This is a genomic window from Nostoc sp., from assembly GCF_036917635.1.
Classification (GTDB): Bacteria; Cyanobacteriota; Cyanobacteriia; order Cyanobacteriales; family Nostocaceae; genus Nostoc.
The window spans coordinates 57,398-82,526 of the sequence record NZ_JBALCW010000056.1; the positions used below are offsets into that span (position 1 = coordinate 57,398).

22 protein-coding genes and 3 pseudogenes are annotated in these 25,129 nt (G+C 41.0%); 13 read left to right on the plus strand and 12 right to left on the minus strand.

Features of this window, described 5'->3' with window-relative positions:
• The first annotated feature begins 162 nt into the window (after positions 1 to 162).
• Positions 163 to 918: an amino acid ABC transporter ATP-binding protein gene (locus V7K32_RS14785; RefSeq protein ID WP_334994400.1), complete on the plus strand. Its 756-nt coding sequence runs from the start codon at positions 163 to 165 to the stop codon at positions 916 to 918.
• Between the two features lie 464 nt (positions 919 to 1,382).
• Here the strand turns inward: V7K32_RS14785 and lipB are convergent, their stop codons facing one another.
• Positions 1,383 to 2,075 (minus strand): lipoyl(octanoyl) transferase LipB, encoded by a 693-nt coding sequence (gene lipB, locus V7K32_RS14795; protein WP_334994445.1) that lies wholly within the window; start codon positions 2,073 to 2,075, stop codon positions 1,383 to 1,385.
• A gap of 617 nt (positions 2,076 to 2,692) precedes the next feature.
• On the opposite strand from lipB, the gene hpf reads away from it, so the two are divergent.
• Entirely contained in the window at positions 2,693 to 3,340 is a 648-nt protein-coding gene (gene hpf, locus V7K32_RS14800) for a ribosome hibernation-promoting factor, HPF/YfiA family (protein ID WP_334994404.1), read from the plus strand.
• An 80-nt stretch (positions 3,341 to 3,420) separates the two neighbouring features.
• Here hpf and V7K32_RS14805 read toward each other — a convergent pair whose 3' ends face one another.
• Positions 3,421 to 3,879, minus strand: a complete 459-nt coding sequence (locus V7K32_RS14805; RefSeq protein WP_334994406.1) for a peroxiredoxin — start codon at positions 3,877 to 3,879, stop codon at positions 3,421 to 3,423.
• 118 nt (positions 3,880 to 3,997) lie between these two features.
• On the opposite strand from V7K32_RS14805, the gene V7K32_RS14810 reads away from it, so the two are divergent.
• From V7K32_RS14810 to V7K32_RS14820, 3 genes are all read left to right on the plus strand, one after another.
• Positions 3,998 to 5,125 carry an acyltransferase family protein gene (locus V7K32_RS14810; RefSeq protein ID WP_334994408.1) on the plus strand — a complete coding sequence of 376 codons (1,128 nt, stop codon included), beginning with the start codon at positions 3,998 to 4,000 and terminating at the stop codon, positions 5,123 to 5,125.
• Positions 5,126 to 5,184: 59 nt separating this feature from the next.
• Positions 5,185 to 5,886, plus strand: a complete 702-nt coding sequence (locus V7K32_RS14815; protein ID WP_334994410.1) for a CAP domain-containing protein — start codon at positions 5,185 to 5,187, stop codon at positions 5,884 to 5,886.
• Between the two features lie 474 nt (positions 5,887 to 6,360).
• Complete coding sequence (locus tag V7K32_RS14820; protein WP_334994412.1) at positions 6,361 to 7,065, plus strand: CAP domain-containing protein; 705 nt, start codon at positions 6,361 to 6,363, stop codon at positions 7,063 to 7,065.
• A gap of 40 nt (positions 7,066 to 7,105) precedes the next feature.
• On the opposite strand, the gene V7K32_RS14825 is transcribed toward V7K32_RS14820, so the two are convergent.
• Entirely contained in the window at positions 7,106 to 9,076 is a 1,971-nt protein-coding gene (locus V7K32_RS14825; protein WP_334994414.1) for a pentapeptide repeat-containing protein, read from the minus strand.
• Between the two features lie 209 nt (positions 9,077 to 9,285).
• Between V7K32_RS14825 and V7K32_RS14830 the strand changes: the two genes are divergently transcribed.
• Together V7K32_RS14830 and V7K32_RS14835 are read left to right on the plus strand one after the other, a co-directional pair.
• On the plus strand, positions 9,286 to 9,558 hold the full coding sequence (locus V7K32_RS14830; RefSeq protein WP_334994416.1) for a hypothetical protein: 273 nt from the start codon (positions 9,286 to 9,288) through the stop codon (positions 9,556 to 9,558).
• A gap of 62 nt (positions 9,559 to 9,620) precedes the next feature.
• On the plus strand, positions 9,621 to 9,782 hold the full coding sequence (locus V7K32_RS14835) for a hypothetical protein (RefSeq protein WP_334994418.1): 162 nt from the start codon (positions 9,621 to 9,623) through the stop codon (positions 9,780 to 9,782).
• Between the two features lie 64 nt (positions 9,783 to 9,846).
• Here the strand turns inward: V7K32_RS14835 and V7K32_RS14840 are convergent, their stop codons facing one another.
• Both V7K32_RS14840 and V7K32_RS14845 read right to left on the minus strand, forming a co-directional pair.
• The gene (locus V7K32_RS14840; RefSeq protein ID WP_334994420.1) at positions 9,847 to 11,229 is read right to left on the minus strand and encodes a carotenoid oxygenase family protein; all 1,383 of its coding nucleotides are present in this window, start codon (positions 11,227 to 11,229) and stop codon (positions 9,847 to 9,849) included.
• 190 nt (positions 11,230 to 11,419) lie between these two features.
• Positions 11,420 to 11,986: a PadR family transcriptional regulator gene (locus V7K32_RS14845; protein ID WP_334994422.1), complete on the minus strand. Its 567-nt coding sequence runs from the start codon at positions 11,984 to 11,986 to the stop codon at positions 11,420 to 11,422.
• A gap of 403 nt (positions 11,987 to 12,389) precedes the next feature.
• Here V7K32_RS14845 and V7K32_RS14850 point away from each other — a divergent pair, with 403 nt between their 5' ends.
• Positions 12,390 to 12,803, plus strand: coding sequence for a hypothetical protein (locus V7K32_RS14850; protein ID WP_334994424.1), 414 nt, complete (start codon positions 12,390 to 12,392; stop codon positions 12,801 to 12,803).
• A gap of 475 nt (positions 12,804 to 13,278) precedes the next feature.
• Here V7K32_RS14850 and V7K32_RS14855 read toward each other — a convergent pair whose 3' ends face one another.
• The 3 genes from V7K32_RS14855 to rplU all read right to left on the minus strand — a co-directional run bounded on the left by V7K32_RS14855 (position 13,279) and on the right by rplU (position 15,194).
• The gene (locus V7K32_RS14855; RefSeq protein WP_334994426.1) at positions 13,279 to 13,995 is read right to left on the minus strand and encodes a molybdopterin-dependent oxidoreductase; all 717 of its coding nucleotides are present in this window, start codon (positions 13,993 to 13,995) and stop codon (positions 13,279 to 13,281) included.
• A 467-nt stretch (positions 13,996 to 14,462) separates the two neighbouring features.
• Positions 14,463 to 14,759 (minus strand): 50S ribosomal protein L27, encoded by a 297-nt coding sequence (gene rpmA, locus V7K32_RS14860; RefSeq protein ID WP_099099325.1) that lies wholly within the window; start codon positions 14,757 to 14,759, stop codon positions 14,463 to 14,465.
• 27 nt (positions 14,760 to 14,786) lie between these two features.
• Positions 14,787 to 15,194 (minus strand): 50S ribosomal protein L21, encoded by a 408-nt coding sequence (gene rplU, locus V7K32_RS14865; RefSeq protein WP_334994428.1) that lies wholly within the window; start codon positions 15,192 to 15,194, stop codon positions 14,787 to 14,789.
• Between the two features lie 716 nt (positions 15,195 to 15,910).
• Here rplU and V7K32_RS14870 point away from each other — a divergent pair.
• Both V7K32_RS14870 and V7K32_RS14875 read left to right on the plus strand, forming a co-directional pair.
• On the plus strand, positions 15,911 to 16,144 hold the full coding sequence (locus tag V7K32_RS14870; protein ID WP_334994430.1) for a Nif11-like leader peptide family natural product precursor: 234 nt from the start codon (positions 15,911 to 15,913) through the stop codon (positions 16,142 to 16,144).
• A 493-nt stretch (positions 16,145 to 16,637) separates the two neighbouring features.
• Positions 16,638 to 17,339, plus strand: a pseudogene (locus V7K32_RS14875) (nucleotidyltransferase domain-containing protein); the annotation flags it as partial.
• Between the two features lie 464 nt (positions 17,340 to 17,803).
• On the opposite strand, the pseudogene V7K32_RS14880 reads toward V7K32_RS14875, so the two are convergent.
• Positions 17,804 to 18,288 (minus strand): annotated as a pseudogene (locus V7K32_RS14880) (transposase); the annotation flags it as partial.
• Between the two features lie 336 nt (positions 18,289 to 18,624).
• On the opposite strand from V7K32_RS14880, the gene V7K32_RS14885 reads away from it, so the two are divergent.
• Both V7K32_RS14885 and V7K32_RS14890 read left to right on the plus strand, forming a co-directional pair.
• Positions 18,625 to 19,245 (plus strand): rRNA large subunit pseudouridine synthase E, encoded by a 621-nt coding sequence (locus tag V7K32_RS14885; RefSeq protein WP_334994431.1) that lies wholly within the window; start codon positions 18,625 to 18,627, stop codon positions 19,243 to 19,245.
• Between the two features lie 314 nt (positions 19,246 to 19,559).
• Complete coding sequence (locus tag V7K32_RS14890) at positions 19,560 to 20,591, plus strand: VOC family protein (RefSeq protein ID WP_334994433.1); 1,032 nt, start codon at positions 19,560 to 19,562, stop codon at positions 20,589 to 20,591.
• A 168-nt stretch (positions 20,592 to 20,759) separates the two neighbouring features.
• On the opposite strand, the gene V7K32_RS14895 is transcribed toward V7K32_RS14890, so the two are convergent.
• Positions 20,760 to 21,641, minus strand: a complete 882-nt coding sequence (locus tag V7K32_RS14895; protein ID WP_334994435.1) for a hypothetical protein — start codon at positions 21,639 to 21,641, stop codon at positions 20,760 to 20,762.
• 328 nt (positions 21,642 to 21,969) lie between these two features.
• A complete protein-coding gene (gene fdhD / locus V7K32_RS14900; protein WP_334994437.1) occupies positions 21,970 to 22,809 on the minus strand; it encodes a formate dehydrogenase accessory sulfurtransferase FdhD in 840 nt (279 codons plus the stop codon).
• 344 nt (positions 22,810 to 23,153) lie between these two features.
• On the opposite strand from fdhD, the gene V7K32_RS14905 reads away from it, so the two are divergent.
• Positions 23,154 to 24,254 carry a serine hydrolase domain-containing protein gene (locus V7K32_RS14905; RefSeq protein WP_334994439.1) on the plus strand — a complete coding sequence of 367 codons (1,101 nt, stop codon included), beginning with the start codon at positions 23,154 to 23,156 and terminating at the stop codon, positions 24,252 to 24,254.
• A gap of 57 nt (positions 24,255 to 24,311) precedes the next feature.
• Here V7K32_RS14905 and V7K32_RS14910 read toward each other — a convergent pair.
• A pseudogene (locus V7K32_RS14910) lies at positions 24,312 to 24,980 on the minus strand (Uma2 family endonuclease).
• Between the last annotated feature and the right edge of the window lie 149 nt (positions 24,981 to 25,129).

The window sequence follows — 25,129 nt, forward strand, 5'->3', positions numbered from 1 at the left end:
CATTCACAACATAGTCAATTTGTACAGTGCGTAAGTCCTAATATCTTGCAACTGTCCAATCTCCCGCCAATAAATTAAATTAATTATGAGGCGTTTTTTAGGACTGCTGCACGTCTACATTAAAAACCTTACAATCAACTGTAGAGCAGTTTGACATAAGTAATGAACAATACTATCCCTGCCATTATTTTTGACAATATCGAAAAAAACTTTGGTTCCCTAAAAGTCCTCAAAGGAATCACCGGCGAAATCAACCGGGGAGAAGTCGTTGCAGTTATTGGTTCCTCCGGCTGTGGTAAAAGTACTCTACTACGCTGCTTCAACCGCCTAGAAACCATTGACAAAGGGCGTTTAATAATCAACGGTATCAATTTATCCCGACCCACTCTCAACTATAACCAACTGCGGCAACTACGAACACAAGTAGGTATGGTTTTTCAACAGTTCAATCTATTTCCTCATCTCAGCGTCTTAGAAAATATGACACTCGCCCCTCGGAAAGTCTTGGGAAAAACACCGAAGGAAAGCGCCCAACTGGCGAGGTTATATCTCGAAAAAGTTGGCTTATCTGAAAAAGCCTCTGCTTATCCCGAACAACTTTCTGGGGGACAAAAGCAACGAGTAGCGATCGCTCGTAGTTTATGTATGAATCCTCAAATCATGCTATTTGACGAACCCACCAGCGCCCTAGATCCCGAACTCGTGGGCGAAGTTTTGCAAGTGATGCAACAATTGGCATCAGAGGGGATGACAATGGTAGTTGTCACCCATGAAATGCAATTTGCAAAAGAAGTAGCCCATCAGGTGATATTTTTAGACAACGGTATTGTGACAGAACAAGGCCCAGCCTATGAACTGCTAACCAATCCCCAAAGCGATCGCCTACGTATTTTCCTAAGTCGCCTCAATGTTAGATAGTTAGGAGTGAGGAGTTGTCAATTAAAGTTTTTTTTATAACTCATAACTCATAACTCATATAACTCATCACTCATCACTTTTCAAAGATACTCGCGCAAGAACTCAAAGGGATCATCTTCCCAACAAGGTTCAGGTATCAGCGAAAACAAACTCCTGTTAATGTCAGCTTCAATTTCATCACCGTCGTCTCTATCAAATAGTTCTATCATAGCTGTCCAATCACGATCTCTCAGAGACGTTAACGATGGGGCATATACCTGAAAATTATTTGAGTAATTCACGCGCAAAGTTGTGCTTGAGTACCGGAAAAATTTAGTATAGAAATTTGTAAATAATCAAATTTTAGCTTTGACAACCGTAGTTAGATAGTTATTTTCATACTATTAAATGTGGATTACTCTTATGAGTGTCTCACAATTTAAATAGGACTGCTATAGTATTTATTACATAATTACCAGGTTAATTTACTCAGAGTGGAAAAATTCTTGATGCTGCGAATCGACTAATTGCACACTAAAGACTTCAGCAAAGGACTGTGCTACATAAAAACGCACTTCTTCGCAGGTGATATCTGGAATCCATTCGGCTAAACTGCCTACAGGTTTATCAGAAATACCGCAGGGTACAATGCGCTCAAAGCCTGTCATGTCTGGACAAACATTTAATGCAAAGCCGTGCATGGTAATCCAACGACTGACTTTAATACCAATAGCCGCAACTTTTCGCCCTTGTAACCAAACACCAGTAAAAGCCGGAATTCTTTCTCCCTGCAATCCATAAACTGCCAATACGCGAATTATGACTTCTTCGAGTTCGCGTAAGTACCAATGGAGGTCTTTACGATAACGTTGCAGATTTAAAATTGGATACCCCACCAGTTGACCAGGACAATGGTAAGTAACCTCGCCGCCTCGTTCAACTCGATGCACATCATATTCACCTTTGTCAATATCAAATTTGATAAAATCTGAGTTGCTGCCTTGTCCTAGAGTGTAGACGGGTGGATGTTCTAGCAAAATTAACACGTCGTCTAGACTGGGATTATAGATCCGCTCAGTTAGGAGCGATCGCTGCCATCCATGAGCTTTTAAGTAAGGCACTAATCCTTGATTATACAACAAACAACGGTTTTTGTGTGGTTTCATACTATGGATTATGCCAAAAATCAACTGTATTAATAGCGAAATATATTTCAAAGTAGAGGATTGGAATCAAAAAATGTCAAGATTTGCAAAGGATTTTAAAGGAAAGTCAAGGGAACATGCATTAGAAAATACAAAGTGCTAGCTTGAATATATAACCTCAATAGGTTTTAGGAGGAATTCTCTGCAATAAGCATCATGCCAAGACGATAAAGACAAATGTACTGGCTGATGACTCTCATAACATTAGTTTGCAATTCAAACAGAATCAAATTTCCCCAAAGACTTGTATTATCGAACAACAGCAAGCAAACTTCAACCGAACACAGAAGGAGCAACTATCAACAGTTCTGTAAGCGTTGTTTTAATACAGAAGACAGTTACAGGAGCTACTGCTCAAATTTCCTCACCAAAGAGTTATAGGTGGATATCCAATTGGATATCAGCGCAGAGATGAGGAGGAAAATCAAGGGTATAATGAGCAAAAGCTTAAATGCAGTAAGTTTAGAAAAGCTTACCAGCACTAGATAGAAAGAGTTCACAATTTGTTTTGGCGGGAGTAATAGACCTTACCGCAATTTCTTTTCATACAAAGCAAATTCACACATTAAATATTCAGTGGGAGAGTTTACATGAAGCTTGTCATCCACGGCAAAAATATTGAAATCACCGATGCGATTCGGGAATATGTACATCAAAAGATTGAAAAAGCAGTTAGTCACTTTCAGAGCATTACAAATGAAGTGGATGTGCATCTTAGCGTAGCCCGTAATCCTCGAATTAATCCTAGACAAGCGGCTGAAGTAACTATTTACGCTAATGGTAGCGTTATCCGTGCCGAGGAGAGCAGTGAAAATCTTTATGCCAGCATTGACTTAGTTGCAGATAAGATTTCTCGTCAACTGCGGAAATACAAAGAACGCCGTCAAGACCAGAAAACTCAGTCCCAACCAGAAGAAGTAGTTGTTGTAGAATCGGTAGTCACAGATTTAATTGGCGATCGCACCCCCGAATTACCCAACGAAGTCGTCCGCACCAAATATTTTTCTATGCCGCCGATGACCCTTGCAGAAGCCCTAGAACAACTACAACTCGTAGGACACGACTTTTATATGTTCCGCAATTCTGAAACTGGAGAGATTAATGTAATTTACGAACGCAACCACGGCGGTTATGGTGTGATTCATCCCCGCAATGGTAACGGTCATACTAATGGCAAGAATGGTAAGGCAACCCACGCTAATATTGTCATGCCAGAAAAATCGCATTCAAGTAAATAGTGAGTAGGGAGTGGGGAGATGAGGGAGATATGCGAGAAATAACTCCTCACTCCTAACTCCTAACTCCTCACTCCTAACTCCTACTTAACCGCAAGTTGTTGCAAAGTTTTCAATGCTTCCTCGACGTGACCTTTAAAGTTAAACATTGAATCAAAGACGTATTGCACAACTCCTTGTTGGTCAATGACGTAAGTAACGCGACTAGGGAATAAACCAAAGGCTGCTGTTGCGCCATATAGCTTCCGCACTTGGTCGCCTTTGTCAGTTAACAACGTAAAAGGTAGATTGTATTTCGCAGCAAATTTTTGGTGAGATTCTATAGAGTCAGCACTCACGCCGACAACTTCACCGCCAGCGCTTTTAAATACTTCATACTGATCCCGAAAGGCGCAGGATTCAGCAGTACATCCGGGTGTGTCATCCTTGGGGTAAAAATATAGGACAACATTTTTGCCGCGAAAATCTTGGAAGCTAATTGTTGAGCCGTTTTGAGCAGGTAAAGTGAAATTAGGGGCGGTATCTCCAACTTTGATTGGCATAGCGAGTGGTGATAATTACTTAACAAAATTTTACCTTGTATCCAAGTCTATAAATTTTGCTTGATTACCTGCATTAGGCGGGGTAGCTTAGATACTCAGCTAACATAAAATTTTGCCTATGCGCCTGACTTCACTGGATGTTTTTCGCGGCATTACGATCGCTGGTATGATTCTCGTCAATATGGCGGGTGTCGCAGATGATGTATATCCTCCCTTAGCCCACGCCGATTGGCATGGTTGTACACCAACTGACTTGGTATTCCCCTTTTTTCTGTTCATTGTTGGTGTAGCGATGACTTTCTCGCTGTCAAAGTACACCGAAGACAAGAAACTAACCTCAGCTGTTTACTGGCGCATCTTACGCCGCGCCGCCATTCTCTTTGCCTTGGGATTGCTACTAAATGGCTTTTGGAATCAAGGTATTTGGACTTTTGACTTGGGTAGTATCCGCATTATGGGAGTGTTGCAGCGTATCAGCATTACCTATTTGCTGGCTTCTTTGGTAGTTCTCAACCTGACGCGTAAAGGTCAATGGATACTCGCAGCAGTGATACTTATCGGCTACTGGCTAACGATGATGTATCTACCAGTACCAGAATATGGCGCGGGAGTTTTGACACGGGAAGGTAATTTCGGCGCTTATGTTGACCGTTTGATTATTCCCAAAGCACATCTATATAAAGCTGATGGTTTCAACTTTATGGGAGATCCAGAGGGACTGTTCAGTAGTATTCCGGCGATAGTAAGCGTCCTCGCTGGCTACTTTACTGGTCAATGGATACGCAGTCAACCTGTACAGTCACGCACAAGTATAGGTTTAGCATTATTTGGAGTTGGTTGTTTAATTATCGGTTGGGCGTGGGGGTGGACATTCCCCATCAACAAAAAGCTGTGGACAAGTTCTTATGTAATCTTTACTAGCGGTTGGGCGTTACTTTTGCTAGCAGCTTGTTATGAACTCATCGAAGTCCGGGCGCAGCGTCGCTGGAGTAAACCTTTTGAAATTATGGGCTTAAATGCGATCGCACTTTTCGTTCCATCCGTTTTATTGATTAAAATCTTAGTCAAAACTACTATCGGCATAGGCAAAGACGCTCCCAGTACCTACAATTGGATTTACCAGAATTTTTTCGTATCTTGGGCCGGAGTCCTGAATGGTTCTTTGTTGTTTGCTATAATCACCGTGTTGTTGTGGTGGGCTGTTGGTGTTTTGATGTATCGGCAACGCTGGTTTCTGAAAGTGTAAATTTGCAAACAGCCATCAGAAAATGAAAATTAATCCATAGAAAAATTGTGAGGTGATGGATGCGTCGCATGAAATCTTGGGTATTTTTGCCAATTGCGTTGATATTTGGCTGCTCAGATCAACTGTTTCAATCTAACCCATCTGTAGCCTACTCTAACCCAGCAGTACTTTCACAAACTAGTCCGACTTTATCAAAAGTGAGTTACCTTTCATCGTTGGAACAAGAGGTAATTGTTGAAACAAATAAGGTACGAACAAACCCCAAATTATACCTCCCGATTCTAGAAAACTATAGAAAGCGCTTTGAGGGAAACCTAGTAAACGTTTCTAATAATACCTATTGGCAAACTCAAGAAGGAGTCAAAGCAGTTGATGAGGCGATCGCATTTTTGAAATCAGCACCTCCTGTGGGAGCATTGAGTGTATCTAAGGGTATGTCTTTAGGAGCAAAAGACCACGTTCAAGACCAAAGCCCAAAAGGTGCCACAGGTCATGATGGTAGCGATGGTAGCACCCCCTATACTCGCATCAGCCGCTATGGTAAATGGCAAACAACCGCAGGCGAAAATATCATTTATGGCTATAATACTGCTCAAGATATCGTCATGCAATTAATTATTGATGATAGTGTGAGCGATCGCAGTCATAGAAAAAATATTTTTAACGGCGCTTTTAAAGTGTCTGGTGTTGCTTATGGAAATCACAAATTATATAGAACAATTTGTGTGATTGAATACGCTGGAGGGTATAGAGAAAAATAATTTGAGTTGGGAAGTGGGGACAAATACCGAAGGTTATGAGTTATTGTACTTAAAAACAGGTGGAAAATATTTTTTTGTGCTTTACATTCCACTGTTAGCTAGGTTACAACATGTATTAAGTAAGGGACTTCCAAATAAAAAAATATACAACTATTTATTGTGGGGTGGGCGTCTCGCCCGCCCATAGTCAAAGGCGGGCAAGATGCCCACCCCACAAGATTGGATAATTTATTTCTTGGAAGTCCCTAATCTTTTTTTAACACTCAAGGAACAAATACGATAGCAGCGTTATCTATAGTCTTAATAAACTTATTTCTGTTCTTCTTAGGGAACTGATCGAAGTTCTAATATTTGATAATAAGCCGCTTTTAAAATTCTGAATAAAGAAGCGTCTAAAAACTTATGTGTGTATTGAAAATTATTATTTCTTCTAATTCACTAAATTAATCCATAGAAAAAATTGTGAGGTAATAAATGCATCGCATTAAATTTTGGTTACTTTTGCCAGTTACCTTGATATTCGGTTGCTCAAATCAACTGTTGCAATCTAACCCATCTGTGGCAAACTCTAAGCCAGCAGTAGTTAAACCTAGCAGTCGAACTTTATTAGCAAAGGCGAGTTATCTTTCACCGCTAGAACAACAGGTAATTGTTGAAACAAATAAGGTTAGAAGAAATCCCAAATCATATCTCCCAATTTTGGAAAACTATAAAAAACGCTTCCAGGGGAACCGAGTCAAAATTTCTAATAATACCTATTTGCGAACTCAAGAAGGAGTTAAACCAGTTGATGAAGCGATCGCATTTCTCAAATCAGCACATCCTGTAGGAGCCTTGAGTGCATCTAAAGGTATGTCTTTAGGAGCAAAAGACCACGTTAAAGACCAAGGACCAAAGGGTGCTATAGGTCATGATGGTAGCGATGGTAGCAACCCATTTACTCGCATCAACCGTTATGGTACATGGCAAACAACCGCAGGTGAAAATATTAGTTATGGTCCAAACACCGCTCAAGATATCGTCATGCAATTAATTATTGATGATGGTGTGAGCGATCGCGGTCATAGAACAAACATTTTTAACGGCGCTTTTAAATTGTCTGGTGTTGCTTATGGAACTCACAAATTATATAGAACAATCTGTGTAATTGACTACGCTGGGGGGTATAGGGAGAAATGATTTGAGATGAGAGCGATCGCAGATTAATTTCCGGTGAAAATTATCCTACAATGAAAAAATTGGCGATCGCAGGTAATAATTTATTACCGGCTTCCACCAGAGAAGCGATCGCAGGTAAACCAGAAAATATCCCTTTCAACATGGTGATTGCATTTTTTGCAGTCTTTTGCTTAGTCGATTCTTGAGGAGTTTTACCCGCTTCTGCTAAAGCTTTTACCTGTTCTAAAGCTTCGGCTTTCTCTTCTTCTGGTAAATATGTGGATTGGATGATTGCATCTTGCAACTGCGACAATAATTCTTTAATTCCTGGTTTTTCGGCATCGGTTGCATCAGGTAACTCATTGAGGGCAATACTCACGTTACCGCTAATGGTTCCTAGATTAGCAATAGAATTATTGCCAGCGATCCCGCTAACATTACTGCTGCCTTGAATATTGATGCCGCTAATATCTGACATATTGGTATCTCCTTGTGTATTATAATAATTTTTTGACTGCCCAAATGCAGTTATAATCATACTTTCTAAACTACGAATGCGTAGGCGTAGCCCGCCGTAGGCATCGCTTCTTTCTACAAGTAACAATTGCTGACTCTGCTGTAAAGCTTTAGATTTATTATAATCATCAAAATATTCTGCACTCAGTTGAGATTTATCGCTACCTGCGGCGGTTTTGGCTCTGAGTAATATTTTATCATCGCCGCGTTTCTCCATTCCGACGAATTCTAACTGAGCTTCGGGATGGTTTTGGGCGAGGTTTTTCAAGGCGATCGCGATCGCGCGAGGGTCAACGCCTTGATTATGGTAAAGGTCGAGGGTGTCAAAAATTGGTTTGATAAAGTCGGCAAAGTCGCCGTCTGCAAATTCCTCTAGTTTATTATCAGGTTTGCGGAGGGGGTCGGGGTCTTCTTTTGTGGGTAAGCGCATGAAGACATATTCACACCTTACCCCATGCAATTTAGTTGTATTTGTAATCCCCCAATCTTCAATATACGCGCCGGTGAGTGTTGCACCTGTTAAATTGGTTGCGTCTAGTTGCGTTTGTTTGAGCTTTGCTCTTGACAAATTGGCATCTTGCAAGTTTGCTTCACTGAGGTCAGCGCCGATAAAGCTGGTATCAGCTAAGTTTGCTGCTTGTAAGTTGATCCCTCGTAGGTTTTGACGGTCAAAGTTTGTGTCTTGTCCCTGTCCGGTAACTAGCAGTTGTCGTACTTGTGCATTCTCAAGATAAGTTAAACCAGGACGAACACGGTCAAGCATTTTGGCTTGATACCAACGGCTACAGATAAGGGTAGTGTTTCGGAAATCTGTACTTTTGAGTATGGCTTGGGTGAAATCAGCATTGGTTAAATTAGCGCCACGAAAACTTGTACCTCCTGTTGCAGCAAAAGCAACAGCTATATTGCGAATCAAGGAATATTTTTGATCTCCTTTCATGGCTCGCCAGCTGATGTAAATGTTAAGTAAGGCTCCGGCTACGGCTCCGGCTACGGCTACGGCTCCGGCTACGGCTCCGGCTACGGCTCCGGCTACGGCTCCGGCTACGGCTCCGGCTCCGGCTACGGCTCCGGCTCCGGCTACGGCTACGGCTCCGGCTCCGGCTCCGGCTACGGCTACGGCTACGGCTACGGCTACGGCTACGGCTACGGCTCCTAAACCAGCTGTTATTCCTTGGCGAATTGTGATGAAGAAAAAGGCAATTAATACGATTAAAACAACCCAGCCGCCAATTTGATTCTGTAAGCTGGAAGTATCAAATATTAGTGATACAAAATAACCGTTGACAGCCCATAAATATCCTGACACTCCCGACAATAAGAACGAGACAAAGACTAGGAAAATTGCCCAACGGCGTTGCAGTCCAGCTTTGGCATGACTGAAGTTTGCGTCTGTTAAATTAGCGTTAGTGAAGTTTGCCCCTCGGATGTCCGCATAGCTAAAGTTTGCACCCGCAAGGTCTTGTCCTTTGAAGTTGCGTCCTCGGAGATTTTTACCGGAGAAGTCTAAAGGCATGTTCCACTTTACAGAGGTGAGCAAATTTTACTACATGCTCACCCCTGTAAATTCAATAATAGTTAGATATATTTCTAAGTTGAGGTTAAAAGGTGCAACTTCGAGGTTCAAAGGCTCAAATTTGAGGTTCAAAGGCTCAACGTCGAGGTTCAAAGGCTCAATGTTGAGGCACTACAATGCTTTAAGAAGCAAAAGTAGGTGTAATTGTAATGCAATCAATTTTCTGGACTGTAGAAGAAGTAGCCCTAAGAGCTAAACAGTTTTATGAAAACGGTATTCGTCAAAATGTCGAGTGTGGTGACAATATCGGCAAGATGATTGTGATTGATGCAGAAACTGGTGAATATGGGATAGATCCAACAGGTGTAGAGACAGCGTTAAAGTTAAAACAGAAAAACCCTAATGCTAGATTGTTCACCATCCGAATTGGTTATGATGTTGCTGTAAGTTTTGCTGGTGCGATGGAGCGTACTGCTGAATGATAAGCTAAACCACATCTAGTTTGCATATCTAAAATTTTTATAACTCTTGTGGGGTGGGCAACATGAGCGCCTTAATTATGCAAGTTTATTTGTGGAGTAAAAAATTAGATGCCCGACTTCTCAAAGAAGTCGGGCATCTGGGGAAAGCTAATTTTCACAACTCATTTAGGATTGCTATATTGGTTGAAGTTGCGTCTTTGGAAATTCTAACCAGAGAAGTCTAAGAGGTTGTTTAAAAAGCGATTTATCGCGTCGTTTGCCTTAAGCGAACAGTATTATCTACCTAACTTATTCCCCTGCAACCCAAGTACCATGAAACCCATAAGGCACCCGTTGAGGAATTATCACCCGCGCTACAGGTTCAGCCGTTACATCTTGGGCATTCACCACTACCAATTCTGAAGTATCTGAATTCTCATCGTGGACGAAAGTCATAAGCCAACCATCATCCTCAGCCGTTGCACCAGGACGCGGCGCAAACACAGCTTCACCGCTATAGCGCCCCTGTCCGAATTCATGAGTTTGGGACTTTCCACTGCTGAAGTCGTACTTAATAATCCCTTCAAATAAAGCTACGGGAGTATACACTATTTTGTTAGTGTAGCCATATCGATTTTGTCGCCCCATTAGGTTTTCGTTGATGCGGGGAAATTCTGAAACTACATCATCTAACATTTCTTCGCTCACTTTCCCAGTGTTGAGGTTAAATCGCCAGCGATACAAGCGGGGAATATCTGCGTCTGGGTCAGGTTGCGAATCACTAGAAATCAACACAGTTGTAGAACTCATGCGACAAGCAATCAGCACTACTTCGTCTCCCTCTTCGTAAGCATTGAGGGTATGCAAGACGTAGCAAGAGGGACTTTCAAACCAACGAATATTACTGTTATCACCGTGACGTGGTAGAATACCGAAACGACTGGGGCGATCGCGCTCAAACATCATTACAGGTTCTCCCCGTTGCGATCTTTTTGGGCTGAAAGTCAACGGCAAATCCATAAAAATGGTGTAGTTTTCAGTGATGGCGAAATCGTGCATCATCACCCCCATTGGTAGCTCAATTGGCACTGTCCACAACAGTTGGCCTTGTGCCGAAACCAGACTATATTGCAGGTAAGGTGGCGCAAAAAAAGAGTAGCCAAAGAAGATCATTTCACCTGTAACCGGGTCTACCTTAGGATGGGCTGTGAAAGCAGAAACCAACTTGCCATTATAGGTACACTCGCCAATGGTATCTAATTCAGGAAGCTTGATAGCGTGAGGTCTACCCCCCTCATTTAGCGCCAACATCTGACCAGCGTGCCACACTAAAGCAGTGTTGGCAGTATTTTTGTAACCACCATAAGGATTATCTTTCTGCCGTGGTTCTAATAATCCACTCCAAATAGCCTTACCTGCAACTCGTTCTTTTTTCCATCCGGCTGTCTGGACGTAACGGTTGCGATAAGTGGCTACACCGTTGCTAATTTGCACACCATGCAACATCCCATCCCCATCAAACCAGTGATATTCACCGATGGGTTTCCATTGAGGGTTAGGGCCATTTCGGACAAACATCCCCGATAAGTCCAGGGGTAGTTCACCGATGACTGGCAATTTGTCGGTGGTGATTTCTTCACGGACTGGAGCAAAATTGCCATCAAGATAAGGATTGATTGCTGTTGTTACCATTGCCTTGATTTATCAGAGTTACAGAAAAACGAGCTAGAGCCAACGGCTTCCTCTTTTTGAGATGCTAGCGCAAAAGTTCTGCTGAAAACGCCCTATAGTAGATAGAATTTTAAGCCTGTGGACGTATCTAAAAAAGACGGTTGAAACAGGAATCCCCTCCGCTTTACAATACTGCGTAGGTTTTGAAGTCTCAAAGAATCTGGTAATTTGATGCATAAGGCTTTTCGTGAGCGATCGCATTGAGTGCTATCTTCAACCAATCAATATAAGTCTGTTCTCTTCGGATCACTAACTCCAGCACAAGCCTTTGCATTACTTGCTCACGGTTGGCAGACTGATCGCCAAGTGATGGTAAATCGATGGTTTCACATTCAGCAAGCTTTTTGCCTCGAGCTGCTAATTGTTGCTCTAGTAAATAAATGATAGTTTCATTCGGCAACTGTTGTCCAAAATGCAACTGCACAAGCATTGGTTCTCGTACAGTCGTCAAGGGCTGATGAGTTCCAAGCCATCGGGCTAATTCCGCTTTCCCTGGCTCCGTTACGCTGTAGACTTTGCGGTTGGGGCGATCGCGCCCAATCTCAATTGTACAGGTAATCCAGCCTTGCTCAACTAGCTTATCGAGAGTTCTGTAAATTTGTGCCTGGTCTGCTGGCCACAAATGGGCAATACATCGATCAAAGCAGCTCGTTTTCAGGTCATAGCCCGTCATTTCTTGCTGCTGAAGAAGACCTAGAATTACGTATGCTAGCGACATTAAGACAGTTTTCCCATAATTGATATTTTCTCGATAGGTTCTACACTATGTACTTCTTATAAGTTTATGCTAATATATGAGTAATCAAATATAAGATACAACAGTTATAAAAATAATTTATGTTGATTGTAATGCGTCTTAACAAGAAAATCGAATACATGAACTGAGGTTGGGCAGATGGCTAATGATGCTGTTTGCACAAGACAGTGAGGAAGTGGCGATGTATGTTGAGTGCCGCTCCCCTACACCTGCGGGGATCTTGCTACCCCATCATTGGATATGCTACTCATTGCTAGCATATCACTCAACAAACGAGTTATTCGCTACAGTCTATTCGTGATGAATACTGAGGCAGCAATTATTTAAGCCATTGAAGACTATCGTAACGAAAGGATGGGTAACATTGACTTCTAACGCACTTTCACAAAGAATCCGTCAACATCAATATCTGCGTGATTTACGAAATAAATTACTCCACCTTCATAAGATGTTGTTGGATACAGAACGCATTGCCTACGAACAGGTTAGTGGACGAGTATCAAGCGGAGAACTACTTCAGCTAGTTATCGCTCATGAACAATTTGCTTGGCTACATCGCATTTCTGAGATGGTTGTGCAAGTTGATGAAATGCTCGAAGCAGATGAACCGATAGCAATAGAGGATTTTGAAAAGTTCATTGATGATGTCCGCATGCTGATTATACCGTTAGAGACGGGTAATACCTTCGAGAGAAAGTATTACAACGCTCTCCAGCGCGAACCTGCTGCTGTGTTAGCACATGCGGAAATATCAAGATTTCTCACGTCTAAGGTTTAAGGTAGCCCTGTCAAGGTGAGATCGCAAGACTTGGGGCTTAAGCCCCAGGTCAAATCATCCCAATACAATAACCTTTGTAGGACTTACGCATCAGGTACGAAATGTAGGGGCAATTCATGAATTGCCCCTATGGTAAATCAAGGCTTTCACTGCCTTGAAAGCGTAAGTCCTGCTTTGGTGAAAATCTGGAAGACTTGCGGCGGAATCGTCAGCCTTGATTCATGAGAATGGTTGCTTTTATTTATCTGGGGTTGGTTTCAGTAATTTAGGTAATCTGCATCGGCTGCATTACCCGCCTGGGATTCAAATCCCAGTCTAATAGACATCTCCAGAAATTAAATATGCGTAACCTGAAACCCTTGTAGAGACGCGAAATTACAGTTCGTGCCGCTACAAAGAAAGCGTCTCTACATTCATTGTCGGAGATGTCTAGTGTAGAGATGTAAAATTTTCTCCCTTATCCCCCTCATCCCCCTCATAACCCCGCAAACCACTCATAACCCTGATCCTCCCAATAACCTTTAGTAGGTAACAAATTGCTGACAAATGTAATTTGAGTCACCCACTTACTTTGCTTGTAGCCCAGTTTAATTGGGGATGCTAGGCGTATGGGCGCACCATTATCAACTGATAAAGGTTGTCCATTCTTTTGATAAGCCATGAGAGTTTGGGGATGTACAGCAGAGGCAATATCCCAGCTTTCATAGTAGCCATCAGCAGATTTGAAGTAGACATAGCGGACGTTTGACTTAGGCTGTACCAGTGCTACTAAGTCTCGTAATCGCACACCTCCCCATTGAGCGATCGCAGCCCACCCTTCAACACAGACATGGCGAATTACCATTGAAGTTAAGGGAAGTTTTTGAATATCTACCATACTCAATTGCATCGCATTACTAACCTCACCATCAATCGTCAGGCGAAACTGCGCCGGATCAATTTGCGGCGTGAAGTCAAAGGTATTAACCAGCAATTTGTCTGGTTCTATGGCACTAACAGGAAATTCAGGTACTGGTTTTTGACTTAGCAGGAGTCCTTCAAGACTTTGGTTTAGTGGCTCAGATATTTGTCGCAGATTATCTGAGAACAAATTTGTCCCACAGCCACCTAAAAGAAAGCCTACCCCTGAAAGTCCAGATACTTGCAATAACCGGCGACGGGATAGGGTGCGTTTGGGAAGAATCAGACTCATAAGTACCTCTACAGGAACATAGACTTAATTAGACGGATGCTTCCTAGCTTTAAGGCAAGTAAAGATTGAGGAATTGTAAATATTATGACAGTGGGGACACTAAGGAAAGTGGATTAAATAAAATACAAAACTTCATCTTATATCTAGCTTCCCTCTGCTTTATTATCTAGCTTCCCTCTCCAATATATCGAACTCAGGTGATTGAGGGTGAGGTAAGCCACGGACATAAATTGTATGTTATTTAATTGTTATTCCTAAACTAAAACTTGATATGCGATGCCTACGGCAGCAAGCTACGCAACTCAATTTCTTTGAGTAATTATTTTGTTATTGAAGAATATCTGCGCTTTGATGCTCCTGAAACTAATCTATAGGTAACAGAAAAACAAAGCGACTTTTAAGCAACTGTTGGGACATGCGATCGCTAACTATAAATTAGGGTGGACACTGTTACCCACCCTAACACTCTAACTTGCTACGGCCTCAGCAGGGGCTGCCTCAGCAGCAGTTATCGGTAAATAAACACTAACTTTTTTACGAGTCTTGCCCTTTCTCTCAAACATTACAACACCGTCGATTAAGGCAAACAGAGTGTCATCGCTACCAATACCGACATTGTTACCAGGGTGGAATTTGGTACCACGCTGACGCACAAGAATGTTTCCTGCACGTACAACTTGACCACCATAACGCTTGACACCCAGACGCTGGGCATTAGAATCACGACCGTTGCGTGTACTACCTGTTCCTTTCTTATGAGCCATGATTTCCTCTTGTGTATCTTCTTATTATTATTCAGCAGCAGTTTCAACTTCTTCGGCAGGAGTTTCATCTAAAACGGGGGTTTCCTTCTCCGTTTCTCCTTGGAAAGCAAATACTGCACCGTTAAGGCTGATGGAGTCAATCATAAGTCTGGTAATTTCCTGACGATGCCCCCGCTTTTTGCGGGTTTTCTTTTTAGGCTTCATCTTGTATACCAAGACTTTACGACCCCTGTAATGTCGCATTACAGTGCCTTCTACAGTCGCACCTGTCACTAGTGGCTGTCCAATGGTAACTTCACCATCGTGCTGCACGAGTAATACAGAGTCTATTGTAACTTTTTCATCTGGTTCGGTCGGAAGCAGTTCAATATCGTAAAACCGGCCTGGCTCTACTCGTATTTGTTTGCCGCCAGTTTCAATAATCGCGTAGGTCATGGAATTGCCCTTGAGGTTGCCGTACAGGTAGCTGGTTTTTATCTCCCGTAGAGACGCTTTTGCCAGCTTTTGTAATATGTCTACCTGATCCGAGCAGGAATTAGATAGACAATCTAAAATTGTATTTTATTAACAGGTGTTAAGTCAAGCTTCTATTTGCCAAAAGTCATCATGAGACCTCTTGCAAAAGTCCCTAACGCTCTTTTATTACTCTCGTCAGATTAAATTTGAAACCCTATTTTGGCGTTAATCCGCGCAGGCGGACTTTGCTTTGTGTAGCCGCGATTTATAATCGCTTGGATTATTCTCTCTCCAGAGTCATAGAAGAGCACTAACACCCCACCCCCAACCCCTCCCCAAAGCATCGGGGAGGGGAGCGTTTGCGCCAGCAAATGCGGGGTGAGGTTCTTTATTTTTGATTTATGCAAGAGGTCTATGGCTAAATCACCCACGCAAAGAATGTAAGGTGCATTTACAATTCAAAATAAATGTTATTTAGTTAAATACTGCTTCCATCTTAGGGCTGAGTTTTACAAAATAGCAAAAATATTTAGACTAAAACTTATATTTTCTTATCAGAATCTACACAACTATCTTCTTTGTTTTAAAATTAAACTTACGCTCTTAATCTAAAGGTTCTTCACAAAATTTAGTGATTCCACAGGAGTCAAATTACTACATTCAAACCTGATATTTAAAACAGGAGATAGACTGTCATGACACAGCAAAACGCTACCCGACTTTTTAAAGCTGTAAAACAAGATCAAGCATTACAGCAAAGACTCAAAGCAACAGCTAATCCAGAAGCCTTCGTCAAGATTGCTCAAGATCGTGGCTATGATTTCAGCGTCGAAGAACTGGAGAGTGAAATCAGCAAATTGTCTGAAGAAGATTTAGCCGCCATTGTTAATCCAGGATGGGGGACTAGACGGCACATTTATCCTAGATAATTTCTGTTCTAGGAAACTGAAATTATAGGAACAACTGAATTAATAAATTTTGCTCCTTAAGGGGATATCGTTGCATCATCTCTTTTAGGGGCATTTTTCTTAAACTAAGCAACTCTTGGTATTAGTCATTAGTCATTTGTCATTAGACATCTCCGACAATGAATGTAGAGACGCGAAAGCGCATAGCGGGACGAAGTCCAATTTCGCTTCTCTACAAGGGTTTCAGGTTACGTGTATTTAATTTCTGGAGATGTCTATTGGGTATGGGGATTGTTATTATGCTCCTCTCTATCACCATTTCTCACTCACTTCCCACCTGCTTAACTCATGAGTTAGGATGGCTATATTTTAATCAGGTGATAAGCTATTCCACATTTAACTTGCAATAGCAATATTACCCTTGTTCTTAATTTTTATTCCCCATGGCATAACAATGCTAAATACACGGATATATCTAGTTTAGCATTTATGCAATTTAAATGTGGAACAGCTTATGAAAAGAATAGAAGTTGAACAAAGAACTATTTTAATTGGTTTGGCGGGTAGCCACGGCTATGGTTTAAATCGTCCTGATTCAGACTTTGATTATCGGGGAGTATTTATTGCACCCAAAAGGTATTACTTGGGATTTGATTGCATAGAACAAAAAGATACTGGTTGGGATGAACCAGGAATATTTCCATTCATTGATGGCAATAAAGACACAGTTATATATGAATTAAGAAAAATCCTCCAGTTATTAGCGGGCGCGAATCCCAATGTTTTAGAATTGCTGTGGTTAACTAACTATCCTTTTTTAAACGCAGTCGGACAGCATTTAATTAATCATAAACAGTTATTTTTGAGTAATAAAGTAAAACATACTTACACTGGTTATGCCTTTGCTCAAATCAAAAAGATGGAAACTCATCGTAAATGGTTGTTAAAGCCACCGGAAAAAAAGCCAATACCATCTGATTTCGCCATAGAAGACGAAGCCCCTTTAAGCAAAGATGAGTTAAATGCTTTTCTGGAATATCTTTATAAGTTAATCAGAGGACGGATTGAGTTTTTGGAAGAAGCGGAACAATTATATCAATTGCTGACGGCAGATATTGATTTTAAAGGCGTGTTGAAAGAATACACTTTACCCGATGAAACTTTGGAATGTACCCAAAAGTTAACCAATAGCCGTAAAGATTTTATCCGCTTGCTTTTTAACCCGGTAGATATTTGAAATTGCTTAGGAAAGCCTTTGACCCGAAACCGCAGTAAAAGTTTATCTGAACGTGGATCAATGCTAATCCACTTATCATCAGCATCCATTAGCTAAATACTCCCTCTCCCCTTGCACAGAGTACAGGAGTAATTCACACCGCCAAAAAAAACTACCCCCTTGCCGTGGCATTTGGAACATAGCTCAGGTTCTTCATAATGTGGGTCGTCAGCATCAAATGCCCAGGGGTGACCGCAGTCTAAGCATTCCCAGTAACCGCAATTCTCTTGGTATTTTAAGCTTGTGCAATCGCACCTTGGACAAGTTTGATTATTCATCGCAGAGTTAAAATGTATTTGAAACTACCACTGGTTCTGTTGACCCTCTTCTAAAATTTGTTGCAATCGCCGCTTCCCCTCCTCCCAAGACAATAGAAACTGCGATCGCAATCAGCCTTGCATAATAATCTGGTTCCGATAGTTATGGAAACTAGCATTATCTAAAATAATCACTATTTTCGCCGAACAGTTATTGAAACTCTCAATTTTATTCCCTTGCTCTATCCATTCTTGCAAGAGAAAATTATTTAAAGATTTAAGCTGCTCATAAAATACATCTGCATTTCCTTTTTTAATGACAAAATTTATTCTCTTTTTGTCGTGATAACGTAACCCTCCCATGATATTTACCCTTCCTCTTCTTCTTTGCCCTGTGATTTTTTTCTTGTACCTTTTTTACCCCAATTTTTTCTTCTTATCACTCTTAAACTAAATCCACTTTCATCCCAAAACCATACCTGTAAACGCTCTGGTGATTCTTTAGTTATTCTTAAATATTCCGACAATTTTTCTTTAAATGCCTTACGCATTTCAGGATTCTGTTTGTCCTCTAGGCTGTACTTTGCCCAAAGGTAAACGTACTTTTTTCTCTCTAATATTCTCCTAACTTGCAACAGAACTATAACTTCCGCAAAAGATGGCAGAATTTTATCCTCAGATCCCAATGATTCTGCTGGCGCTGTTCGTGCTAGAGATATTAAATTTACTCCCACCCCAGCCCCTCTCCCGATTCCGGGAGAGGGGAGACATAATTCTAGTTACCCGAATCCCAAATGATGGGATTCGGGGTTAGGGGATGAGGGCTATCAAGTTTTTTGCACCTGACGGGATGCTCCCGCCAGCTAGGCGTAGTGTTTCGCAGAAAAGTTATTATCTGTTAGGGAATAACTGTTAATCTACCTGATTTTAGGCTTAACCCAAAAGTATTGACAAATGACAAATGACAAATGACAAATCATTACCGCTATATTATTTTTTACAAACCCTATGGCGTTCTGTGCCAGTTTACAAAAGATACTCCCACACATATTACCCTGAAAGATTATATAGATGTATCTGATGTGTATCCTGTAGGACGCTTAGACTGGGATAGTGAAGGATTGCTGCTGTTAACGAACGATGGGCAATTGCAACATCGTCTCGCGCATCCGCGTTTTGGTCATAAACGTACTTACTGGGTACAGGTAGAGCGAATTCCAGATGCAGATGCGATAAAAAGGTTGCAAACAGGTGTGGAAATTCAAGATTACCGCACTCAACCAGCAGCAGTTAGGCTGTTACCAGAAGAACCACAGCTAGCTGAACGCAATCCACCGATTAGATTTCGCAAAAATATACCGACAGCTTGGCTGGAAATGACTTTGACAGAGGGGAAAAACCGCCAAGTACGGCGCATGACTGCGGCTGTAGGGTTTCCGACTTTGCGGCTGGTTAGGGTTAGCATAGCCCACCTACAATTAGATGACGTACAATTGGGTCAATGGCGCGATCTCACCACATCTGAACTTCAATTTCTGCATAATTTCAGTAAATCGAAAAGTTTTCTTCCAAAGGCAAATCCTCTCTAAGGAATAAGAATTAAATAATATACAATTTATGTCACTGGCTTACCTCATCCTCAATCCCTCTCCGATATATTGGAGAGAGATCGTGATAGAGGATGAAGTTTTGCATTTTATTTAATCCACGTTCAATCTTAGAAATCGACTTTCTGCTATGAGCCAGTGACATCGTGTCCGGTTAAAGACTTATCATTAAGACCGCAGTTCTTGCTGGGGGAAAAAGTATTTTTGCACAAATGTGGTAACTGTAACTAATTAGCTGAACATGATATGAAAAACTTTATTTTGACCCAATCTAAAATCTAAAATCTAAAATTACTATGACTCAAGAACAACAAACCGCAATTGCAGGTATCTATGAAGTCTGTATCGGCATTCCAGAGCCAATTTCTGCAATTCAGTATTGGGAGCAATTTGGCTATCGCATTGGTGAAATGGGTGAATTAACCGCAGATGTAGCTAATCAATTATATGGGGTGAATTCATCTTTACGCTCAATTCGCCTCTACCACCAAAATTCAGATCATGGTTTGATTCGGCTGATGGTTTGGCAAAACCCCACCCATGAAGGTTTGGGAACAGCTTCAATGAAAATTAAGGGAAATCGCTGGGCGACAAGCTTAACGGCAGATGTTTTAAGTATCTTAAATCATATAGAGGATGCAAAAGCGGCAGGTTTGCCTATTAGGTATACTAACCCTTATTGGGAAGTCATCTACAACAAAGAGAGGAAAAGCAGTCCTTTTATTGAGTCAGCAGTTGGTGTGCGAGAAATGCTGCTACTGCAACCCTTAGCTCGACAGGTTTTATTTCAACGCTTTGGCTATACATTACCCCATTACGGGCAAGTTAACCATAATGCTGCTCTCAAGACTAGTCAGTTTACGCATCTAGGAATCATTGTTCAAGATAACAGCAAAGAAACGCTAAAGTTTTATGAAGAAGTTTTGGGTTTGCTGCGTGTGCGTGATGATGTCGAAACTAGCTATGAATCTTCACCAGCAGGTAAAGATATTTTTGACCTTAATCCTGGTGAAAAGTTTATTGTCACAGCTTTTGATGATCCCCGTTCTTCTAAGTCTGATCTGATGGCTGCCCGCAGTGGTAGACTTTATATTATTCGATTCCCAGAAGAGATAAATTTAGAATCGCGCTTTGAGGCTGCCCAACCAGGTAGCTTGGGTATGTCTTTATATACCTATCGGGTAAAGGGAATACAGGAGTATTGCGATCGCATCAAAGCAAGTACTGTACAAAAAGTTACAGATATCATTAGTAATGAGTTTGGTGAGACGAGTTTTTCTTTCGTTGCGCCAGATGGCTACTTCTGGACTTTGCTAGAAAGTAATTAAATAATTCGGCAACGCCATATTTTTAATCTGTAATTCTGACGATCGTATCACCTCTAATCGCTGATTCGCTGGACAAATCTGGACAACAAGTACATACTTTGCTAGAGCTTGAACCAAGCAAAGTTTAAAATTTATCTATCCATAAATTAATTTAGTTGCTCTGTACCATCAAGGAATAATTAAGCTATATGTATTATCAGTACTAGGTTGACTTACAGGAGATTTGGAGTAGTCATTAGGATTGGATGAGCCGACAGGTTCCAATCCTTTAGTAGAATTTGAACCCCTCGGAAGTTGGGGAGCAGTGTTTAATGTATTTTCGGCGTATTCACTAGCAGTTTGGCGTCCTTCAAATTCGTGTAAATCAAAGTCTTCGAGTAAAGTGATGCCTTTTAAAGAAGCCAAGTCGGGATCATTCGCTTTATAGTAACCAGCGTCAAACAAGGGTGAAGACTTACGCCCTTCGTTTATCCCATTGATTTCAAAATGCTGCAACAACTGGCTGTTGCTCAAATTAGCCAAGTCTTTGTTGTTAGCGCGATAGTAGTTGAAGTCAAAATAGGGTGAGAACTTACGGCCTTCGTTTATCCCATTGATTTCCAAATGGTTCAACAGTTGAGAGTTATTTAGGTTTGCCAGGTCAGAGTTAAGCGACTTATATTGCTCTAAACTGAAAAGTGGATCAAAATCACGTCCCTCAGAAATACCCTTGTTTTCCAGATGATTAAATAGTTGCTCGTTGTTAAAACTTTTGAGGTCACTGTTGGAATCTCGATAATAGGTGAGGTCAACAAATGGAGAGAAAGTGCGTCCCTCAGCTACACCATGATTCTCCAGATGATCTAACAATTGGCTATTGTTAAGATTTTTTAGGTCAGAATTGCTAGCCCGATAGAAACTCAAATCCACAAGTGGTGAAAAAGAACGACCTTCGTTTAAACCATAAGCCTGGAACTGGGATAAAGCTTGAGTATCGTTTAAACCAGCTAAGTCGTAATTGGCAGCACGATAAAAATTGGCATCAAATACGTCGTTGATATTTAGAGACATATCACCAACCCCCTTTGATTTAAGTGTTTATACTGTTGATGTTGTTATTTTTGCATAAAAAGGAAACATATTGTCAATGCAGAAAATTGCAACATTATTTTCTTTAATTGTGGTAATCGGGTTAAGCCAAGATACGCGCTTTTTTAGATACACTGTAAACAATTATTACAATAATTGTTTACTTGGTTTCTTAATTTACCTATAAATGGTATAGGAAAAATGGATTCGACTGTTGACACCTTTAAGAAAACAACTCAACCCTAACAAGTTTCTCTTCTGCTTGTCTTGCTGGGGAATTAAACCCTTAAACTTTGTTAAATCCATGTTCCTAAGCAGCGTTTATTCTTTGTAAACCAGTGTAAATATTAAACCGTTCTCCGCGCAAGAATCCAATTAAGGTAATTCCGAATTCATTGGCGACAGACACCGCCAAACTACTGGGAGCGGAAACAGAACAGACAATGGGAACTCCAGCAGTTGTAGATTTTTGCAAAATCTCAAAACTAGAGCGTCCGCTCACTAAAACAATACAATCATTTAAAGGCAACTCGTCACAGAGCAAAGCTGTACCAATCAATTTATCCAAAGCATTGTGTCGTCCAACATCTTCGTGCAAGTTTATCAGTTGTCCCTCAGCATTGAAGGTAGCCGCAGCGTGCAAACCCCCTGTAGCACTAAAGATACCTTGAGCAGCCCGGAGCTTATCAGGTAGGCTATAGATGATCTCAGGTGTTACTGTTGGACCAGCAGGAATCACTGGACATCCCCGCAGACGCAAAGCTTCAAGGCTAGCTTTACCACACACCCCACAGGCGCTACTAGTGTAGAAATGACGCTCCAAAGGCTGTAAGTCTGGAATCAAACCATCCCGCAGTTCTACATTTACGATGTTATGGCGTTGCTGACCATCTACCAATTCATCCACACAATAACTGATCCGTCGGATATCTTCTCTGCGGCTAACGACTCCTTCACTGTAGAGGAAACCAGCTGCTAGTTCAAAATCTGCTCCTGGTGTTCGCATAGTTACGGCTACCGTCTTCTGGAGAGGGACAAGGCGAATTTCTAAAGGTTCTTCGGTGGTGAGTTGGTCTAAACGCGATCGCATTTTCCCATTTTCCACTACCCAGACACTGGCTTTAGTCTTGCTTTTAGTTGGCATTTTCATATTTATGAGAGTTGATGAATCTAAATTTTGATACTAATCTGGGAACAAAGTAATGCTATTTGTATATCAGATGTCAAAGTAATTCGTAGTTACAAGACGCTAAAAGCGTAGCTTGCAACTCTTACAGAGTACGCGGACTTGCTTGGCGCGTCGCTATCAGTATTGGTTACTGTAACCAAATAATTACAAATTAGGAATTAGTAATTATTTGGTCACCTTGATGCTCACCAACTACTTTGTGCGGTTTCTGTTTAGTAAGTAAAATGAACCTAAAAATTTTGGCTTTCAGAAAAATTTTATTTGCAATAGTCTTTGTGATTTCCCTTGGTTTTACAGGATACTTAGTGGCTAATAACATTAGTCAGAGAGTAATTGAAAAATCTCTTGCCAAACAAGTCATGTCTACCTCCACCCTAGGAAAAAGTTCTCAACTACAGAAATTTTTAAATGAGATAGTTGTAGAACAGAATATCCCTGGGGCAGTAATGTATATTATTACGCCTAAAGGTTCTTGGTTGGGAGCATCTGGTGTCAATAATTTGTCAACCAAAACCCCGATAAAACCCACAGATGGCTTTTCTATTGCCAGTATGAGTAAAACTTTTGTGGCGGTGGTTGTGCTGAAATTAGTTGAGCAAGGAAAGATACAATTAGATCGAGCGATCGCAACCTACTTACCAAGAGATATCAGTCCTCATATTATCAACAGCGACAAAATTACAGTTCGTCAACTACTAAACCACACTAGTGGTGTTGCTGAATACTTAGATACAAAAGAGTTTATTCAAGCTGCTGCACAAAGAAGTCGCTCACAACCTTGGACAGCCAGAGAAGCTATTAAGTATATGTACCAAGAGCAACCGAAGGCAAATCCCGGAGAAAAATTTATTTATACTGATTGCAACTACATTCTTTTGGAACTGATTGTTGAAAATATCACTAGGGGAACTCTTGCAAAAGCAATTCGCAGTCAGATTTTAAAACCATTAGGATTAAAACATACCTTCACGGAATTACGCGAACCGACAATTGGAGAAGTTGCTACAGGTTATGGCGATCGCAATAAGGATGGTAAGCTAGATAGCTACGCCAAAGTCAATGATGGTAATGGTTTAGGAGATGGTGGATTGGTTTCAACAGCAGAGGATTTAGCAAAGTTCGCTAAAGCGTTATTTGTCAAAAAAACCTTACTCTCCTCGAAGATGATGAAAGAAATGTTAAAATTTAAAGATAATGGCGAAGGCTATAGCTATGGGTTGGGTGTAGAAAGGTTTTCATCTCCTTTAGCAAAAGCAATTGGTCATAGTGGTATAGCTTATGGCTTCGCAACATTGCTTGCATATCTCCCCAATCAAGATACCACTATAGTAGTGCTGCTAAACAATCAGAATGTTGATATTAAATCAATCGCTAGGACAGGTCTAGAGGTTGTTGAGAATAAATAATATTTAATTACTATAATCACAAAAAATCAGTTAAATTTGCTTTTTCCTCCCATTGAGTTAAATCGTATCTGGGTCAATGTTCAGTTCTCGCAATTTGGCTGCTAGGAGTTCAGCACGTTGTTTTTCTTGTTCAGCAACTTCTTCCGGTGTAGGAACTAGATTCCCTTCCGCAGTGAAATAGCGCAATTTATGTTCATAAACACCCAAGTACAAATTTAACTGGTGACTCCACAGCCATCCTTGAGGATTAGGTTCTATCGGTTCATAAATACCGCCAATCAAGATAAAGCCAGCAAATTCTAAATTATTGGGATCGAACCAAAAATATTCTGGTGTGCGAAAGATATCTTGAAAAATTTGTTTTTTCAACCCCTTGTCAGTTGCGGCTATAGAATTCGAGAGAAGCTCTACAATTATGTTGGGATATTTCCCATCTTCTTCCCAAACAACCCAACTTTTACGAACTTGGCGTTGACATCCCAGCACTACAAAAAAATCTAGCCCCCGGAATTCTTCTGACCTCTTCTGGCGTTGGCTGTAGTAAATTGTCAAATTACCCGCAGCATAAAAGTCATTGCGGTTTCGCCACCACAATTCTAAAGATTGCAACAGCAGAATGATTTAGCGTAGATGTAATTCGCTATCTATTGGTGGTTCGTCACTATATAAATCCCCTAGAGGAAATATTACATCATTTGGTAATTCAAAATCTTTGGCGGCGGACATGGCTGCAAGTTTTGGAGTGATATGGGTGATATAACCCACATTCCGCACTTCATTCTGTAGTACATATACTGACAATAAAAGCTTCTATTTAATTTACGTAGAAAGACTTAAATTACTTAATAACTAATATCACCAGTATTAGAGACATC